14 protein-coding genes, 1 tRNA gene and 1 other RNA gene are annotated in these 16,042 nt (G+C 66.6%); 9 read left to right on the top strand and 7 right to left on the bottom strand.

What is annotated here, in order from left to right; genetic code table 11:
• Positions 1 to 98 precede the first annotated feature (98 nt).
• Positions 99 to 1,343, bottom strand: coding sequence for a PucR family transcriptional regulator (locus AC4D14_RS02535; RefSeq protein ID WP_490900007.1), 1,245 nt, complete (start codon positions 1,341 to 1,343; stop codon positions 99 to 101).
• A 147-nt stretch (positions 1,344 to 1,490) separates the two neighbouring features.
• On the bottom strand, positions 1,491 to 4,241 hold the full coding sequence (gene aceE, locus AC4D14_RS02540; RefSeq protein WP_490900008.1) for a pyruvate dehydrogenase (acetyl-transferring), homodimeric type: 2,751 nt from the start codon (positions 4,239 to 4,241) through the stop codon (positions 1,491 to 1,493).
• Positions 4,242 to 4,599: 358 nt separating this feature from the next.
• Here aceE and AC4D14_RS02545 point away from each other — a divergent pair, with 358 nt between their 5' ends.
• From AC4D14_RS02545 to AC4D14_RS02560, 4 genes are all read left to right on the top strand, one after another.
• Positions 4,600 to 5,019: a DUF3052 domain-containing protein gene (locus AC4D14_RS02545; RefSeq protein WP_490900009.1), complete on the top strand. Its 420-nt coding sequence runs from the start codon at positions 4,600 to 4,602 to the stop codon at positions 5,017 to 5,019.
• Position 5,020: 1 nt separating this feature from the next.
• Positions 5,021 to 5,494 carry a redoxin domain-containing protein gene (locus AC4D14_RS02550; protein WP_490900010.1) on the top strand — a complete coding sequence of 158 codons (474 nt, stop codon included), beginning with the start codon at positions 5,021 to 5,023 and terminating at the stop codon, positions 5,492 to 5,494.
• Positions 5,491 to 6,426 (top strand): NAD-dependent protein deacetylase, encoded by a 936-nt coding sequence (locus AC4D14_RS02555; protein ID WP_490900011.1) that lies wholly within the window; start codon positions 5,491 to 5,493, stop codon positions 6,424 to 6,426. The genes AC4D14_RS02550 and AC4D14_RS02555 overlap by 4 nt, the downstream gene beginning before the upstream one ends.
• Positions 6,427 to 6,520: 94 nt before the next feature.
• Positions 6,521 to 6,596 (top strand) — tRNA-Val (locus tag AC4D14_RS02560).
• Positions 6,597 to 6,756: 160 nt separating this feature from the next.
• On the opposite strand, the gene rlmN is transcribed toward AC4D14_RS02560, so the two are convergent.
• Positions 6,757 to 7,983, bottom strand: coding sequence for a dual-specificity RNA methyltransferase RlmN (gene rlmN / locus AC4D14_RS02565; RefSeq protein WP_490900012.1), 1,227 nt, complete (start codon positions 7,981 to 7,983; stop codon positions 6,757 to 6,759).
• A 202-nt stretch (positions 7,984 to 8,185) separates the two neighbouring features.
• On the opposite strand from rlmN, the gene gnd reads away from it, so the two are divergent.
• Positions 8,186 to 9,622 (top strand): NADP-dependent phosphogluconate dehydrogenase, encoded by a 1,437-nt coding sequence (gene gnd / locus AC4D14_RS02570; RefSeq protein WP_490900013.1) that lies wholly within the window; start codon positions 8,186 to 8,188, stop codon positions 9,620 to 9,622.
• A 121-nt stretch (positions 9,623 to 9,743) separates the two neighbouring features.
• Here the strand turns inward: gnd and epsC are convergent, their stop codons facing one another.
• The 3 genes from epsC to msrA all read right to left on the bottom strand — a co-directional run bounded on the left by epsC (position 9,744) and on the right by msrA (position 11,943).
• Positions 9,744 to 10,331, bottom strand: coding sequence for a serine O-acetyltransferase EpsC (epsC, locus tag AC4D14_RS02575; protein WP_490900014.1), 588 nt, complete (start codon positions 10,329 to 10,331; stop codon positions 9,744 to 9,746).
• Positions 10,332 to 10,371: 40 nt separating this feature from the next.
• Complete coding sequence (gene cysK, locus AC4D14_RS02580) at positions 10,372 to 11,307, bottom strand: cysteine synthase A (protein WP_490900015.1); 936 nt, start codon at positions 11,305 to 11,307, stop codon at positions 10,372 to 10,374.
• 111 nt (positions 11,308 to 11,418) lie between these two features.
• Complete coding sequence (gene msrA, locus AC4D14_RS02585) at positions 11,419 to 11,943, bottom strand: peptide-methionine (S)-S-oxide reductase MsrA (protein ID WP_490900016.1); 525 nt, start codon at positions 11,941 to 11,943, stop codon at positions 11,419 to 11,421.
• 104 nt (positions 11,944 to 12,047) lie between these two features.
• Between msrA and AC4D14_RS02590 the strand changes: the two genes are divergently transcribed.
• The 3 genes from AC4D14_RS02590 (at position 12,048) to AC4D14_RS02600 (ending at position 14,742) form a co-directional block, all read left to right on the top strand.
• On the top strand, positions 12,048 to 12,938 hold the full coding sequence (locus tag AC4D14_RS02590) for a Nif3-like dinuclear metal center hexameric protein (protein ID WP_490900017.1): 891 nt from the start codon (positions 12,048 to 12,050) through the stop codon (positions 12,936 to 12,938).
• Between the two features lie 89 nt (positions 12,939 to 13,027).
• On the top strand, positions 13,028 to 13,768 hold the full coding sequence (locus AC4D14_RS02595; protein ID WP_490900018.1) for a zinc ribbon domain-containing protein: 741 nt from the start codon (positions 13,028 to 13,030) through the stop codon (positions 13,766 to 13,768).
• Positions 13,756 to 14,742 (top strand): reverse transcriptase-like protein, encoded by a 987-nt coding sequence (locus AC4D14_RS02600; protein ID WP_490900019.1) that lies wholly within the window; start codon positions 13,756 to 13,758, stop codon positions 14,740 to 14,742. The genes AC4D14_RS02595 and AC4D14_RS02600 overlap by 13 nt, the downstream gene beginning before the upstream one ends.
• A 19-nt stretch (positions 14,743 to 14,761) precedes the next feature.
• Here the strand turns inward: AC4D14_RS02600 and AC4D14_RS02605 are convergent, their stop codons facing one another.
• On the bottom strand, positions 14,762 to 15,526 hold the full coding sequence (locus AC4D14_RS02605) for a YaaA family protein (RefSeq protein WP_490900020.1): 765 nt from the start codon (positions 15,524 to 15,526) through the stop codon (positions 14,762 to 14,764).
• A 68-nt stretch (positions 15,527 to 15,594) separates the two neighbouring features.
• Between AC4D14_RS02605 and rnpB the strand changes: the two genes are divergently transcribed.
• An RNA gene (rnpB, locus tag AC4D14_RS02610) (RNase P RNA component class A) lies at positions 15,595 to 15,993 on the top strand.
• Positions 15,994 to 16,042 lie beyond the last annotated feature (49 nt).

Raw genomic sequence — 16,042 nt, forward strand, 5'->3', positions numbered from 1 at the left:
TTTCCACCTTTCCAAATGAGGTGTGCTTTCTCGGGTGTTTACTCGAACGAAGCTCTTTGGCCCGCTTTGTAGGAAGTCTACAAGGTGGGCCGGCCGCGCTAGCGCTGGGATTGACGTTCGGAGGGGGTTGCCCCGGGCTGGTAGAGCCGTCCGACGACAAGCGCAGTCTGCAGCACGTAGGCCTCCCGGGGGAGGAGCGGATCCCATCCGGTGACGTCGCACACCCTTCGCAGGCGGTACCGGACTGTGTTGGCGTGGACGAAGAGTTCGCGCGACGTGGCCTCGAGTGAGTGGCCGAGCGCGAGGTAGGCCGAGAGGGTCTCTTCGAGCCCGTTTGAGGCGTTGACGAGGGGCCGGTAGATCTGGCGCACCAGCGCTCTGCGCGCGGTGTCGTCGCCTGACACAACCCGCTCCGGCCAGAGGTCCTCCGCCGAAACAGGGCGCGGGGCCGAGGGCCAGGCCTTTGCCGCGGTCAGCCCGGCGAATGCCGCCTGCGCGGAACTGCTCGCGGCCACCAGGGATTCAGCTTCGGGCCCGTAGACAACCGGACCCGGCCCAAACAGTTCGCTGAGGCGCGCGTAGGCAGCATCGCGGTCGTGGATCCCGCCGAGTACGAGGATCAGGCGGTCGCCCTGGATGCCGACGAGCGTGTCTTCAGCCAGCCGCCCGGTGATGCGGCGCAGTTCGTTGAGGAATGCCGCGTTGGGCTCCGGCGGGGAACTGCCCACCATGACGGTGATCCGGCCCTGTGACTTCCAGCCGACGGCGGCAATCCGGGAACGGAGGGCGTCGGAGCTCTCGCCGCGCAGGATCGCGTCGACAACGAGGGCCTCGAGGCGGGTGTCCCACGAGCCGCGGGTCTCAGCCGCCCGGGCGTAGACGTCGGCAGCGGCGAAGGCCACCTCGCGCGAGTAGCGCAGGACCGCCTCGCGCAGGGGTGCCTGATCGGCGACCGGCGCAAGGAAGGGGACCTGGTCCTCGACGACCTGGACGACGACGCGGATGAGCTGGAGCGCCTTCTGGAGGCTGATCGAGCGGGTGAGTTCGGTGGGGGCGGTGCCGAAGACGTCACTGAGCACCCAGGCGGGGGACACCGGACGCTGGTACCAGTTGACGAAGGAGGCAATTCCCTTCTGCGCGACCATCCCCAGGGCCGACCGCTCGTCGGGGCGGAGACTGCGGTACCACGGGAGGTCCGACTCGAGCTGCTTCAGCGTCGCGGTCGACAGGGCCCCGATTTTGCCGCGCAGCCTTTCGACGGTATCTGGATCGGGAGCCGCAGCGGACCCGCCCGCTGCGCCGCCGTTTCGGGACGGGGTCACTGGCGTTTGGGAGAGCGGCATGCACTGAGCATACGGTTTTCCCTGGTGAAGCTCCATTTGTGCGAAGGCTACAAAAGAAGCCGGTGGACAACGACGGCGGGGAGCGGGCTTCCGCCCACTCCCCGCCGTCGTTCACGGCGCGCTTTTCAGCCGCCGGTCAGTGGCTGATCAGCTTTCGCCGCCCGCATTTCCGGTGGTTCCGGCGTTGACATCGAGAAGCGAGTACTTCTCGATGGCTTCGCGCGGCGCCTCGGCGTCGACTTCACCGCGGCGGGCAAGCATCTCCAGGGCCCGCACCACCACGGAGTGGCTGTCGATCTTGAAGAAGCGGCGTGCCGCGGCGCGGGTGTCCGAGAAGCCGAAGCCGTCGGCGCCGAGGGTGGCGAACTCATTCGGCAGGAACTGCCGGATCTGGTCCGGCACGGCCTTCATGTAGTCGCTGACCGCAACGATCGGGCCTGTTGCGCCTTCGAGCTGCTGGGTGACGAAGGGCTTGCGCGCTTCGCCGCCGGGGTTGAGGAATGCCTCCTCCTCGGCTTCGAGGCCGTCCCTGCGCAGTTCGTTCCACGAGGTCACCGACCAGACATCCGCTGAAACGCCCCAGTCCTCGGCGAGGATCTGCTGCGCCTCGAGAGCCCACGGCACTGCGACGCCCGAAGCAAGGAGCTGCGTGCGGGGGCCGTCGACCTTGGCCGGGGCCAGCAGGTAGATGCCCTTGAGCAGTCCGTTGACGTCGAGTTCCTCGGGTTCGGCCGGCTGCACGATCGGCTCGTTGTACACCGTGAGGTAGTACATGAGGTTCCGTGAGGACTCAGGCCCGGAGTTCTTGCCGTACATGCGCTCGAGGCCGTCGCGCACAATGTGCCCGATCTCGTATCCGTAGGCCGGGTCGTAGGTGACGACGGCCGGGTTGGTCGAGGCGAGGATCGGGGAGTGTCCGTCGGCATGCTGCAGGCCCTCACCCGTCAGCGTCGTCCTTCCGGCGGTGGCTCCGATAATGAACCCCCGGGCCATCTGGTCGGCGGCCGCCCAGATGGAGTCACCGGTGCGCTGGAAACCGAACATCGAGTAGAACACGTAGACCGGGATCAGCGGCTCGCCGTGCGTGGCGTAGGCGGTGCCGGCGGCGGTGAAGGCCGCAACGGAACCAGCCTCGTTGATGCCCGCGTGGAGGATCTGGCCCTGGATCGACTCCTTGTAGGCCAGGATAAGGTCGCGGTCGACCGACAGGTAGTTCTGGCCCTTGGGGTTGTAGATCTTCGCCGTCGGGAAGAACGAGTCCATGCCGAAGGTCCGTGCCTCATCGGGAATGATGGGCACGATCCGGTTGCCGAACTCCTTGTCGCGCATGAGGTCCTTGAGCACGCGCACGAACGCCATGGTTGTGGCGGCCTGCTGCTTGCCCGAGCCGCGCTTGGCAACCTCGTACGCCTTCTCCGGCGGCAGCGCGACGTCCGCGTGCTTGGTCCGGCGCTCCGGCACGAAACCGCCGAGCTCCCTGCGGCGCTCAAGCAGGTACTTGATCTCCGGTGCGTCGGGGCCCGGGTGGTAGTACGGCGGGTTGTAGAGGTCGTTGTCGATCTGCTCATCGGAGATGGGGATGCGCAGGTGGTCGCGGAACTTCTTGAGGTCCTCGAGGGTGAGCTTCTTCATCTGGTGGGTCGCGTTGCGGCCCTCGAAGTGCGGGCCGAGGCCGTAGCCCTTGACGGTCTTCGCGAGGATGACGGTCGGCTTGCCCTTGAACTCGGTTGCGGCCTTGTAGGCGGCATAGACCTTGCGGTAGTCGTGGCCGCCGCGCTTCAGCTTCCAGATTTCATCGTCGCTCAGGTCGGCGACCATGTCCTTCGTCGCCGGGGACTTGCCGAAGAAGTGCTCCCGGACGAATCCGCCCGACTCGGCCTTGTAGGTCTGGTAGTCGCCGTCCGGGGTGCTGTTCATGATCTCGACGAGCGCCCCGTCGGTGTCCTTCTGGAGCAGGGAGTCCCACTCGCGGCCCCAGACGACCTTGATGACGTTCCATCCGGCGCCGCGGAAGAACGCTTCAAGCTCCTGCATGATCTTGCCGTTGCCGCGGACGGGACCGTCGAGGCGCTGCAGGTTGCAGTTGATGACGAAGTTCAGGTTGTCAAGGTTTTCATTAGCGGCGAGCTGCAGGAGGCCGCGCGATTCGGGCTCGTCCATTTCGCCGTCGCCGAGGAATGCCCAGACCTGCTGGTCCGAGGTGTCCTTGATGCCGCGGTTGTGCAGGTACCGGTTGGACTGCGCCTGGTAGATGGCGTTCATCGGGCCGATGCCCATCGACACGGTGGGGAACTCCCAGAAGTCCGGCATGAGGCGCGGGTGGGGGTAGGAGGACAGTGCGTGCCCTTCCTTCGACTTCTCCTGGCGGAACCCGTCGAGGTCCTCCTCGGTGAGCCTGCCTTCAAGGAAGGCGCGGGCGTACATGCCGGGGGAGGCGTGGCCCTGGAAAAACACCTGGTCGCCGCCGCCGGGGTGGTCCTTGCCGCGGAAGAAGTGGTTAAACCCTACTTCGTAGAGTGTTGCGGCGCCGGCATACGTCGAGATGTGCCCGCCGACCCCGACCTCAGGGCGCTGGGAACGGTGCACCATGACCGCGGCGTTCCACCGCAGCCACGCCCGGTACTTGCGCTCGACCTCCTCGTCGCCGGGGAACTCGGGTTCCTGGTCCGCCGGGATGGTGTTGACGTAGTCCGTGGTGGTCACCATCGGAACACCAACGCTCTGGGCACCCGCCCGCTGAAGCAGCGAACGCATGATGTACTGCGCGCGCTCCGTTCCCTGGGTCCGGATCAGCTGGTCGAGGGACTCGACCCACTCTGCCGTCTCCTCAGGATCCGCATCCGGCTTGCCCACGGTCAGACCGCTGAGAATATCTGCCGTACCTTGTTCTGCAGCCACGCGAAAACCTCTCCACTTGTCGCCGATTATGTCTGCGACGCTTATGACTTTGTGCTTCGGATCGATTGCCCGAAAGATTGTGCAGGTCCGGCCGGGGGCTGTTGAACCGAGGCCGTTCACCGAATCACTCTATCTCCGGTACGGCAATGATGCGTAGCCGGGAGTTCGCCGCCCCCGGTGAGTGGGATGGATGTGACTGCTGAGTAGGGTTGCCTGCGCCTTCGAATCCCATGGGTTCCCCAATTGGTCGTGCTGGCTTGATGCGTGGCGTATAAAGGTGTTGGCTGGTAGTAATGCATGACTACCTTTTTGTGGAACCGCCACCTGGGCGGTTCCCGTGTTTCTCAGGAGGAACTAAGTGAGCGAGGCCGAAGCCGCCACTGCAGTAACCGTGGCGGGCAAGTTGGGTTTCAAGTCCGGCGACCTTGTTCAGGAGCTCGGATACGACGAGGATGTCGACTTCGACTTCCGCGACGACCTCGAAGCGGATATCGCCTCGGAACTGCTCACTGAAGATGATCAGGAGGTCGTCGACGGGGTGATCCTGTGGTGGCGCAGCGGCGACGGCGACCTGGTCGACGCTCTTGTTGACTCGCTCACCGCCCTCGACGTCGGCGGCGTCGTCTGGGTCCTCACCCCGAAGCCCGGCCGTGACGGCTACGTAGCGCCATCCGAGATCCAGGAGGCCGCACCCACCGCGGGCCTGTACTCGACGTCGTCGGCCGGTGTCTCAAAGGAATGGGCGGCCACCCGGCTGGTGCGAGGGCGGAAACAGTAGCGTGCCGCGGCTCCCTTCCCAGGGTGAGCGTGCTCCCGAAGTCGAGCTGCTGAACCAGCACGGCGAGCCCGTGGAATTGTCCGGGCGCCGCGGGGAGCGGGTGCTGCTCGTCTTTATCCCCTTCGCCTTCTCGCGGATCTGCACGGCGGAGCTTGCCGACCTTCAGGCAAAGGTCCGCCCGGCGGCCGGGCCAGGGATCCGGCTTGTCGCCGTCTCAACCGACTCAAAGTACACGCTGCGCGCGTACGCGGAGGCCGAGGGCCTCAGCTTCGATCTCTGCTCCGACTTCTGGCCGCACGGAGCAGCGGCACGGGCCTATGGCGTGTTCAACGCTGAGTCCGGCCATGCGGAGCGGTACAGCTTCGCGATCGACGGGAACGGAATCGTCAGCTCGGTGTTCGGCTCGGCGCCGGGTGAACCGCGGAAGGTATCGGACTACACCGACGCCCTCGCCCGGTTGGACGGTGCCGCATGAGCGGGGCGCCGGAAACACCCGGGCCCGAGGCGAATCCCGGCTTCGGCCTCACCGGGTTCCGGACGTCGGGACCGGCCGTGCCGGCTCCGCTCGATCCCCGGATACGGGAGCGGCTCGATGAAGTGGTTGAACTGCTGTCGGGCCGCCGGCTCGCAGTGCTCACCGGTGCGGGCCTGAGCACCGATTCCGGCATCCCCGACTACCGCGGGCCGACGGCGGTGCCGCGGAACCCGATGACCTACCAGCAGTTCGTCGGCGACGAAGTCCTCCGCCGGCGCTACTGGGCGCGCAACCACGTTGGATGGCGGCACCTGCGCCACGCGGACCCCAACGCCGGCCACGCGGCGCTCGTGAAGCTGGAACAGCGCGGACTGATGGTCGGGCTCATCACGCAGAACGTCGACCGTCTCCACTCGACCGCGGGCAGCACGGCCGTGGTCGACCTCCACGGCACCTATGACTCAGTGATCTGCCTCTCCTGCGGCTCATCCTTCCCGAGGGCGCGCATCGCGGAACTCCTCGAAGAACTCAACCCGGGCTACCTCGAGCGTGTCTCCGATGCCGGTGATATCGCCCCTGACGCCGACGCGGACATCACCGAGACCGAAGACTTCGTCGTCGCGCCCTGCCCGGTCTGCGGCGGGATACTCAAGCCGGACTTCGTGTACTTCGGCGAGAACGTTCCCAAGCCCCGGGTCGCGACCGCGTACCAGATCGTCGACGACGCCGACGCGCTGCTCGTCGCCGGCTCCTCCCTGACCGTGATGAGCGGGCTCAGGTTCGTCCGCCATGCGGTGAAGACGGGCAAACCGGTGGTGATCATCAACCGGGGCAAGACACGGGGCGATGACCTCGCCACGCTGCTCGTTGATGCCGGCGTTTCCGAGGCGCTGACCTACCTCGCCGAGAAGCTTCCCGACCTCCAGGCCTAGGCCGATTGGCGCCGTCGGCCGTTGATCGGGTAGAGTCTTCCTTCGGAATGAGGCGTGTTTCGGGGGAATCCCGGGCGGCGCCGAAACCCTCTTCGGGTCTTTAGCTCAGCTGGTAGAGCGCCACGTTTACACCGTGGATGTCATCGGTTCGATCCCGGTAGGACCCACCACCGCGAAACCCCGCCGCTTCAGGCCAAGACCTTGGAGCGGCGGGGTTTTTGCTTTCCGCCGGCGCACCACCTCGCGGCGAACGCACCCTTAAACGACGAACGCACCGAAAGAATCCGGTGCGTCCGTCGTTATCGGGTGCGCTGGGCGCTTTGCGGTGCGTCAGTCGGCCGCGGCGAGCTGCCCGCAGGCGCCGTCGATCTCCTCGCCGCGGGTATCGCGCAGGGTCGTGGGGATACCGGCGGCCCGGAGCCGGTTGATGAATTCGGCGGTGACGTCCTTCTCAGAGGCCGTCCAGATGGAGCCGGGCGTCGGGTTCAGCGGAATCGGATTGACGTGAACCCAGCCTCGGCCACGCTTGTTGAGCTTCTTCGCCAGGAGGTCGGCACGCCAGGCGTGGTCGTTCATGTCCTTGATCAGCGCGTACTCGATGCTGACCCGCCGGCCGGTGGTGGCGTAGTAGTTGTACGCGGCGTCGAGGGCCTCGTCCACCTTCCACTTCGTGTTCACCGGAATGAGCTCATCGCGCAGCTCGTCGTCGGGCGCATGCAGGGAGAGGGCGAAGGTCACGGGGACTTCCTCCGCGGCAAGCTTATTGATCGCCGGCACCAGGCCCACTGTCGAGACGGTGATGTGGCGCGCAGACATGCCCAGGCCCTCGGGGGAGTCGTCGACGAAGCGGTGGACGGCGGCCATCACGCGCTTGTAGTTGGCCAGCGGTTCACCCATGCCCATGAACACGATGTTGGTGACGCGGTCGGCGTCGTGGCCGCCGTCGGTGCGCTTGCCACCGAGGGCACCCTCGGCGAGGGCGCGGTTGGCGGCGACAACCTGGTCGACGATCTCCGCCGTCGACATGTTCCGGGTGAGCCCGGCCTGCCCCGTGGCGCAGAACGGGCAGTTCATGCCGCAGCCGGCCTGGGAGGAAACACAAAGTGTCACCCGGCCCGGGTAGCGCATGAGGACCGACTCGACCAGGGCGCCGTCGAAAAGCCGCCAGAGGAACTTGATCGTGTCGCCGTTGTCGGTGGTCAGCCGCTTCACCTCGGTGAGCAGCGGCGGGAACACGGCCTTGACCAGTTCCTCGCGTCCGTCCTTGGGCAGGTCGCTCATCAGCGCGGGGTCGGTGGTGTAGTGGCTGAAGTAGTGGGTCGAGAGCTGTTTCGCCCGGAAGGCCGGGTGTCCCAGTTCCTTCAGCCGCTCCTGCCGCTCAGCAAGGGTCAGGTCCGCCAGGTGCACCGGCGGCTGCTTGACCCGGGGGGACTTGAACTGAAGGAGCGGGCGGCCGTCGGTTGCGACAATAGGCGTTGCACCTTCCACCTCCGGGCGAACCTGGGGGCGGGAAGAGGCGGGGACAGGGGAGAGCGTTACATCAGACATTGCCTCCATTCTTTCATGGACGGCGCAGGGGCGGGTGAGGGCGGTCCGGGCTGTGCTGGTCGGCTTCCCGCTCGAATGTTACTGAGCGCACAGTGCCCGTTATGGCTTCGGGCTGACGGTCGGTAATAGGCTGAGTTTTAAGGGATGGGCGCGTTGAGGCGCACATCCAGCACCGGCGCGTATGAGGCGCCCCGACTCATCGGAGAGATCATTGAGTGCACAAATTGGTGTGACCGGACTGGCTGTCATGGGCGCAAGCCTTGCTCGCAACCTTGCCCGCAACGGGTACACGGTGGCCCTGCATAACCGATCGGTCGAAAAGACCGACGCCCTGCTTGAGAAGCACGGCCATGAAGGGAACTTCATCCGCACCGAATCCCTTCAGGAGCTCGTGGATTCGCTCGAAAAGCCGCGCCGGGTCCTGATCATGGTCAAGGCCGGCAAGCCCGTTGACGCGGTGATCGAGCAGCTGGTGCCGCTGCTTGAGCCTGAAGACATCATCATCGACGCCGGCAACTCGCACTACGAAGACACCCGGCGGCGCGAAGCTGCCCTTGCCGAAAAGAACCTCCACTTCGTGGGTGTCGGAGTCTCCGGCGGTGAGGAGGGGGCGCTGCTCGGGCCCTCAATCATGCCCGGCGGATCCCGCAAGTCCTATGACTCGCTCGGACCCATGCTCGAGAAGATCTCGGCGAAGTACAAGGGCGAGGCCTGCTGCTCCTGGATCGGCACCGACGGCGCCGGCCACTTCGTCAAGATGGTCCACAACGGCATCGAGTACGCCGACATGCAGGTCATCGGCGAGGCCTACGACGTCCTTCGCTCGGCAGCCGGCATCGAACCGGCCGAGCAGGCGGAGATCTTCAAGGAGTGGAACAAGGGAACGCTTTCCTCGTTCCTGATCGAGATCACGGCCGAGGTGCTCGGACACACCGATGTGCGCACAGGAAAGCCCTTCGTTGACGTCCTCGTCGATGCCGCGGGCCAGAAGGGAACCGGCCGCTGGACCGTCGTCTCAGCTCTCGAACTCGGCAGCCCGACATCGGGCATCGCCGAATCGGTGTTCGCGCGCGGGCTTTCCTCCCAGAAGGAACAGCGCCTGCAGGCCCAGGAGGCGCTGCAGGGCAGGGAAGCGGAGGTCGAGCTTCCGGAATCGTTCGTCGAAGACGTGCGCCTTGCCCTCTACGCCTCGAAGCTCGTCAGCTACGCGCAGGGCATGGACATGCTGGCCGCTGCTGCGAAGGAGTACGGCTGGGAGCTCAAGCTCGACGAGATCGCCGCACTGTGGCGTGCCGGGTGCATCATCCGCGCCGAACTGCTCGACGACATCATGAAGGCCTACAAGGGCGGTGACCACCCGGTGAACCTGCTGCTGGCTCCGGCGTTCACCGAGGCAATCGCCGAGGCGGTCCCGGCCTGGCGGCGCGTCATCGCGACAGCAGTCCAGCTTGGGATTCCGGTGCCCGTCTTCTCCGCATCCCTTGCCTACTACGACGGGCTGCGCCGCAAGCGCCTCCCCGCGGCCCTCACCCAGGGCCTCCGCGACCTCTTCGGCGCCCACACCTACAGCAGGGTCGACGCCGAGGGCACCTTCCACACCCTGTGGGGCGAGGACCGGTCCGAGGTCGAAGCGGTCGACACCCACTAACCGAAGGCGTGCCGCATTCCCAGCGGCACATCCATGAAACGGCGAAAGGCCCCGGTTGCCCGGGGCCTTTCGCGTTACCGCCTTCGCGTGTAATCAGGCAGCGGAGCGGGATCCGCCGGCGCTAGATGTAGATCGCCGGGTCCACGTATTCGGCAGGGTCGACGGCAGGGAGGTTCTCCCGGGTCGAGTCGCGGTGGCGGTGCGTTGCCGGTATGCCGGTGATGATCGAATCCGGCGGAGCGTCCTTGACGACGACGGCGTTGGCACCGACGGCGCTTCCGGCGCCGATCGTGATCGGGCCGAGCACCTTGGCGCCGGCACCGATGGTGACCCGGTCGCCGATCGTCGGGTGGCGCTTGACCTTCTCAAGGGAGCGCCCGCCGAGGGTGACGCCCTGGTACATCATGACGTCGTCGCCGATCTCTGCGGTGCCGCCGATGACGACGCCCATGCCGTGGTCGATGAAGAACCGCCGGCCGATCGTGGCGGCCGGATGGATTTCGATGCCCGTGGCGGAGCGGGCCAGCTGGGCAAGGACCCGGGCCGGAAACCGCAGTCCGGGACGCGACCACATGCGGTGGGTAAGCCGGTGCGTCCAGATGGCGTGGAGCCCCGAGTAAACGATCGCGTTCTCCACCGGGCCGCGCGCGGCGGGATCGTGGTCGCGCGCGGTCTGAAGATCCTCGCGGAGTCTGCTGAAAAAGCTCACCGATGCATCCTGTTCGCTGGTGGTCGGTCGGCCGGGCTGGTCAGCCGCGGATATCGTCGAACAGTACCGTGGAGATGTAGCGCTCGCCGAAGTCGCAGACAATGGCGACAATGAGCTTGCCAGCGTTTTCCGGCCGCTTGGCGAGCTCGAGTGCCGCCCAGACGATCGCGCCGGAGGAGATTCCGCCGAGGATTCCCTCCTTCGTCCCGAGGGCACGCGCGACGCGCACCGAGTCCTCGACGGAGGCGTCAATGACTTCGTCGTAGATGGAGGTATCGAGGATATCCGGAACGAAGTTCGCCCCGAGGCCCTGGATCTTGTGCGGGCCGGGTGAGCCGCCGTTGAGGATCGGCGAGTCGGCCGGTTCGACGGCGACAATCTGCACCCCGGGCTTGCGCTCCTTGAACACCTGGCCGACGCCAGTCACGGTTCCACCGGTGCCCACTCCGGCGACGAAGATGTCGACCTCGCCGTCGGTGTCTTCCCACACCTCTTCGGCGGTGGTGGTCCGGTGGATCTCGGGGTTGGCGGCGTTGGCGAACTGCTGCGCCCAGATTGCGTTCTCGGTTGTCGCGACGATTTCCTTCGCGCGTTCGACCGCCCCGCGCATTCCTTCGGAACCGGGGGTGAGGATGATCTCGGCCCCGTAGGCGCGGAGCATCACGCGCCGCTCGGTGGACATGGTCTCGGGCATGGTCAGGATGACCTTGTACCCGCGGGCCGCTCCGACCATTGCGAGCGCGATCCCCGTGTTGCCCGAGGTGCCCTCGACGATTGTGCCGCCCGGACGCAGTGCGCCCGACTTCTCGGCGGCGTCGACGATTGCAACGCCGATGCGGTCCTTGACGCTGTTCGTCGGGTTGTAGAACTCAAGCTTCACCGCAACCTGGGCGGGCAGGCCCTCGGCCAGGTGGTTAAGGCGCACCAGGGGAGTGCGTCCGACCAGCTGCGTGACGTTGTCGTAGATACGTGCCATGAGAAAGCCTGCCTAAGGGAGGTGAGCCGAGGGACGGTGGCTTCGGCCGGGCACCGTTCTCCGGTGCCCGGCCGTGCCCATGGTCAGCTTAACGACGCCGGTCTTGACAGCCTATGCGACAAGCCATTCAGCGTAATATTTGCGCGCCTTGGCCAGCTTCGGGTTGATAATCACCTGGCAGTAACCCTGCTCGGGATGTTTCGCGTAGAAATTCTGGTGATATTCCTCGGCGACGAAGAACTCGGGAAGCCGCGAGATTTCCGTCACGATTGGATCGTCCCAATTCTTCTGGTTGCGCTGCAGGGCCGCTTCGAAAAGCGCCTTCTGCTCGGAGTCCTCGTAGTACATCGCTGAGCGGTACTGGGTTCCGACGTCGTAGCCCTGCCGGTTCAGCGTTGTGGGGTCGTGGGAGACGAAGAACATGTCGAGGATCACGTCTTCGGGGATGACCGTCTCGTCGAAGGTCACAGCCACGACTTCAGCGTGGCCCGTGATACCCGAGGAAACGGTTTCGTAGTTGGGGCTCCGGTCGTGTCCGCCCGTATAACCGGAAAGAACTTCCTTCACACCGACGGTTTTCTGATAGATGGCGTCGAAGCACCAAAAGCACCCGCCGCCAAGCACAAATGTCTTCATGCTATATACAATGCGCCTGCCCTCCGGAACATTCCCCATCGGGGGCCCAGATGACCTTCCGGTTAATTGGTCGGCGGCGCGGAGCCCGGGGTACAACTGGTGTCATGGAAGATGACCAGCAGACATCCCCCGCCGCCCCGTCCGGCCCCGGGGCGGTTCCGACGGTCGGAGAAGTTCTCCTCGCAATCGAAGAGCTGTGGCCCGAATCGCTTGCCGAGGACTGGGACTCCGTGGGCCTCGTCGCAGGCAGGGCCGGCGCCGAGGCCGGACGCATCCTGTTCGCGGTCGACCCGACCAGCGCCGTCCTCGACGAGGCGCTCGAGTGGGGCGCACAGCTCATCATCACGCACCACCCGCTGCTCCTCAAGCCCGTGAATTCGATCGCCGCATCAAACCCGAAGGGAGATGTGCTTCACCGGCTCATCGAGAGCGGCTGTGCGCTGGCGACTGTCCACACAAACGGGGACAGCGCGGTCGGCGGGGTCTCGGACGTCCTCGCCGACGCCTTCGGCCTGACCAACGTGCAGCCCCTGGTCCGCGCGCAGGACGGACTGCCCGAGGAAGGAATTGGCCGGGTGGGTGACCTCCGGGAGCCCACCACGCTCAGTGGCTTTGCCGAGGCCGTCTTCTCGATCCTTCCCGCCGTCGCCGGCGGCGTACGCGTTGCGGGCGACAAGGACGGCCTGGTGCGCCGCGTTGCGGTGTGCGGCGGCGCCGGCGACTCTTTGCTGGGGCAGGCGCGCCTCAGCCAGGCCGACGTCTACGTCACGGCGGATTTGCGCCACCATCCGGCCTCGGAAGCCCGCGAAGGCGCAATCAGCGGACGTCCCTACCTCATCGACGTCTCCCACTTCGGCAGTGAGTGGCTGTGGCTGACCCCGGCCGCGGCGGCGCTCGGCAACGTCCTGACCGACCAGGGCTTCGCCTCCGACATCCGTGTCAGCTCCGTCAACACCGATCCATGGGACTTCGTGCTGACGCCCGGCCGCTCCTAAGCGGGGGCGCTCCGGCGCCGACCGGTTCCGCCTGCTGCCCGGTGCAATAGGCTAGAAGGAAAGTCATCGTCCACAACGCGGAGGTACACGTGGCTAAGGCTGCACCAGAGGAACAACTGCGCCTGCTCGACCTGCAGGCGCTCGACTCGCGCCTGAACCAGCTCCAGCGGCAGGCAGCAACGGTCCGCAACAACCCCGAAATCGCGGCGCTCGCAGCACGGGCCGCCACAGCGGACGGTGAGCTCGTGAAGGCGACAACCGAGCTCGCCGATCTCGAGCGTGAGCTCACCCGTGCCGAGGACGACGTCCAGGCCGTTGTGACCCGGCTGGAGCGCGACGAGCAGCGGCTCAACAGCGGCACCGGCACCTCGAAGGACCTCACAGCCCTCCAGAGCGAGGTCGCCTCCCTCACGCGCAGGCGCTCGGCGCTCGAGGACGTTGAACTTGACGTCATGGAGCGCGTTGAGGCTGCGCGTGCGCAGCAGGAAACCGTTCGGCAGGCCACCGACGGCGTCCGCGGCGAACTTGCCGCCCTCGAAGCGGCGCGAGACGCCGAGCTCGAGGCGCTGAAGGTGCAGCGCGACGAGGTCCAGGCGCAGCGCGACGAGCTTGCCGGCAGCTTCGAGGCGGGCCTGCTCGGCCTCTACGAGAAGACGCTCGCCAAGCGCGGCGTCGGCGCCGCCCGGCTGTTCCACGGAAAGTCGGAAGGCTCCGGCATGCAGCTGAGCCCCGGCGACCTCGCGGACATCTCCCGGTCCGCACCCGACGATGTCGTCATGTGCCCCGACTCGGGGTGCATCCTCGTCCGCTCAAGCGAGTGGGGACACTGAACCCGGTGACGGCCGACCCCTTCCTCTTTCCCGCCGCCGACGGGAACGACACCGCGGTCGCTGCCGCCCAGGACGCCCCCATGCTCGTTGTGGAGGCGGACGGCGGCTCCCGCGGCAACCCCGGGCACGCCGGATACGGTGCCCTCGTCCGTGATCCGGCCACGGGCACGATCCTCGTTGAGAAGGCCGAATACATCGGCAAGGCGTCGAACAACGTTGCCGAATACTCGGGCCTCGTTGCGGGCCTCGAACTCGCGCACGAACTCAATCCGGCGAGCCGGATCCACGTCAAGATGGACTCGAAGCTTGTTGTGGAGCAGATGTCGGGCCGCTGGCAGATCAAGCACGCCGACATGCGGGTGCTGGCAGCGAAGGCGCGGAAGATCGTCGACCCCCGCCGGGTGACCTACGAGTGGATCCCGCGGGAGCGCAACAAGGACGCCGACCGGCTGTCCAACGAAGCGATGGATGCCGGCATGGCCGGGGTGCCGTGGGTTCCCAAGGGCAACGCCGCAGCGAAGGCGGCGAACACGCCGGTCCCGGATCAGGGTACCGCTGAGGTGGTGGAACCACCCCGCGCCCGCGGCAGGCTGCACCACGTTGAGGTGTGGGTGCGGGACCTCGAAGCCGCGAAGGCCAGCCTCGGCTGGCTCTTGGAGCGGCTCGGATTCATCGTCAAGGACACCTGGAAGGACGGCCTGAGTTATGCGGGGGACGGGTGCTACATCGTCCTCGAAGCCGGGCCCGACGTCACGGCCGAGCCGCATCAGCGGCGCCGCCCCGGAGTGAACCACCTTGCCTTCGACGCCGGAACCCGCAGCGAGGTCGATCTATTGGCCCGTCGCGCGGCCAGCCATGGGTGGACGCTGCTCTTCGCGGACCGCCATCCGTACGCCGGGGGAGCCGAGCATTACGCGGCGTACCTCGAGAACGCCGACGGGTGCGAGATCGAGCTGGTTGCCGGAACGTCCTGACCCGGGGCTTCCCGCCGCTTCAGGAGGCCAGGATGATGTTCAGGCGGGCGGGCTTGGTGGCCGAAGCCGGCTCAAGTTCCGCCGTCCACCGCTCCTGCGCCGCCTTCAGCAGCTGGGCCGGCGTTGACGGCGCCTTGCCCCGCCGTGTGAGCAGGTGCCGGGCGAGCTCGCCGCGCGTGTGCTTGGCAAAGTGCGAGACGACTGTGCGTTTCCCGTTCCGCTCCTGGAAGACGTGCACCGCCGCGGTGCGCTCGGCGGGGGGAGCCCACGCCTGCGCGTAGGTGCTTGAGCGGCAGTCGACGATGAGGTTCCCCTCGGAGTGGGCGCGCAGCGACCCGTCCAGTTCCCGCTTCCAGAACGCGCCGAGCCTCCCGGTGCCCGGAAGGTCAACCGACATCGACAGGCGGTACGCGGGGATGGGGTCCCCGAACCGGACGGCGCCCCAGAGCGCCGAGACGACGACGATGTGTTCGCGTGCCTTCCGCCGCTGGGCCAGCGTCATCCCCTGGTAGTCGAGGGCGTCGTAGAGGACGCCGGAATATACGCTGTGGGCGGGGGCGGCCGGTTCGGCCTCGAGTTCGGCGTTCCGCAGGACCTCGGCGTGAAGCGTGGCTCCGACTCCCAGGACTGCGAGGGCGTCGGGGGCTTTGCTCGCCTGTTGAAGTGCCGTGAGCACCACCCGGCGTGCGGCGTTGAGCTCCGGGAAATGGAGGTCCTCAAAGGACAACGGGAGCCCCCGGGAGGCTGCGGTTTTTCCTTCGGACGGGGGCAGCAAAATCAGCACTGGTCCACTTTACCTTCCGGGCCGCGTGCCTCTTCCCGCTCCACCGGCAACGTAGAATGGCTTCCGGATGGGTTGACCAGGCGGTCGCGTTGGGCCCCGGTTGCAAGACCGGAACGCCCACCGAGGAACGTCCGGGCTCCGCAGAGCAGGGTGGTGGGTAACGCCCACTCGGGGTAACCCGCAGGCCAGTGCCACAGAAAAGAGACCGCTTCCTCCCGGTTCCGCCGGGGTGGAAGTAAGGGTGAAACGGTGGTGTAAGAGACCACCAGCGTGCCGGGTGACCGGCACGGCTCGGTAAACCCCACCCGGAGCAAGGCCAGACAGGACGCGCTTGAGGGCTGCTCGCTCGAGTGTCCGGGTAGGCCGCTGGAGGGCACCGGCAACGGTGTTCGTAGATGGATGGCCGCCACTCCCGCGCCGGCAACAGCGCGGGATGACAGAACCCGGCGTATCGGTCAACCCATCCACCCAAACACCCCGGAAACCTGCATAAAACCGGCGCAGATATGACTGCGG

The sequence above is a fragment of the Arthrobacter sp. TJ-254 genome (genome assembly GCF_058269175.1).

Coding starts and splice junctions, on each gene's coding strand:
- AC4D14_RS02535 (WP_490900007.1), bottom strand. CDS start 1,343: ATGCCGCTCTCCCAAACGCCAGTGACCCCGTCCCGAAACGGCGGCGCA.
- AC4D14_RS02555 (WP_490900011.1), top strand. CDS start 5,491: ATGAGCGGGGCGCCGGAAACACCCGGGCCCGAGGCGAATCCCGGCTTC.
- rlmN (WP_490900012.1), bottom strand. CDS start 7,983: ATGGAGGCAATGTCTGATGTAACGCTCTCCCCTGTCCCCGCCTCTTCC.
- cysK (WP_490900015.1), bottom strand. CDS start 11,307: ATGGCACGTATCTACGACAACGTCACGCAGCTGGTCGGACGCACTCCC.
- msrA (WP_490900016.1), bottom strand. CDS start 11,943: ATGAAGACATTTGTGCTTGGCGGCGGGTGCTTTTGGTGCTTCGACGCC.
- AC4D14_RS02590 (WP_490900017.1), top strand. CDS start 12,048: ATGGAAGATGACCAGCAGACATCCCCCGCCGCCCCGTCCGGCCCCGGG.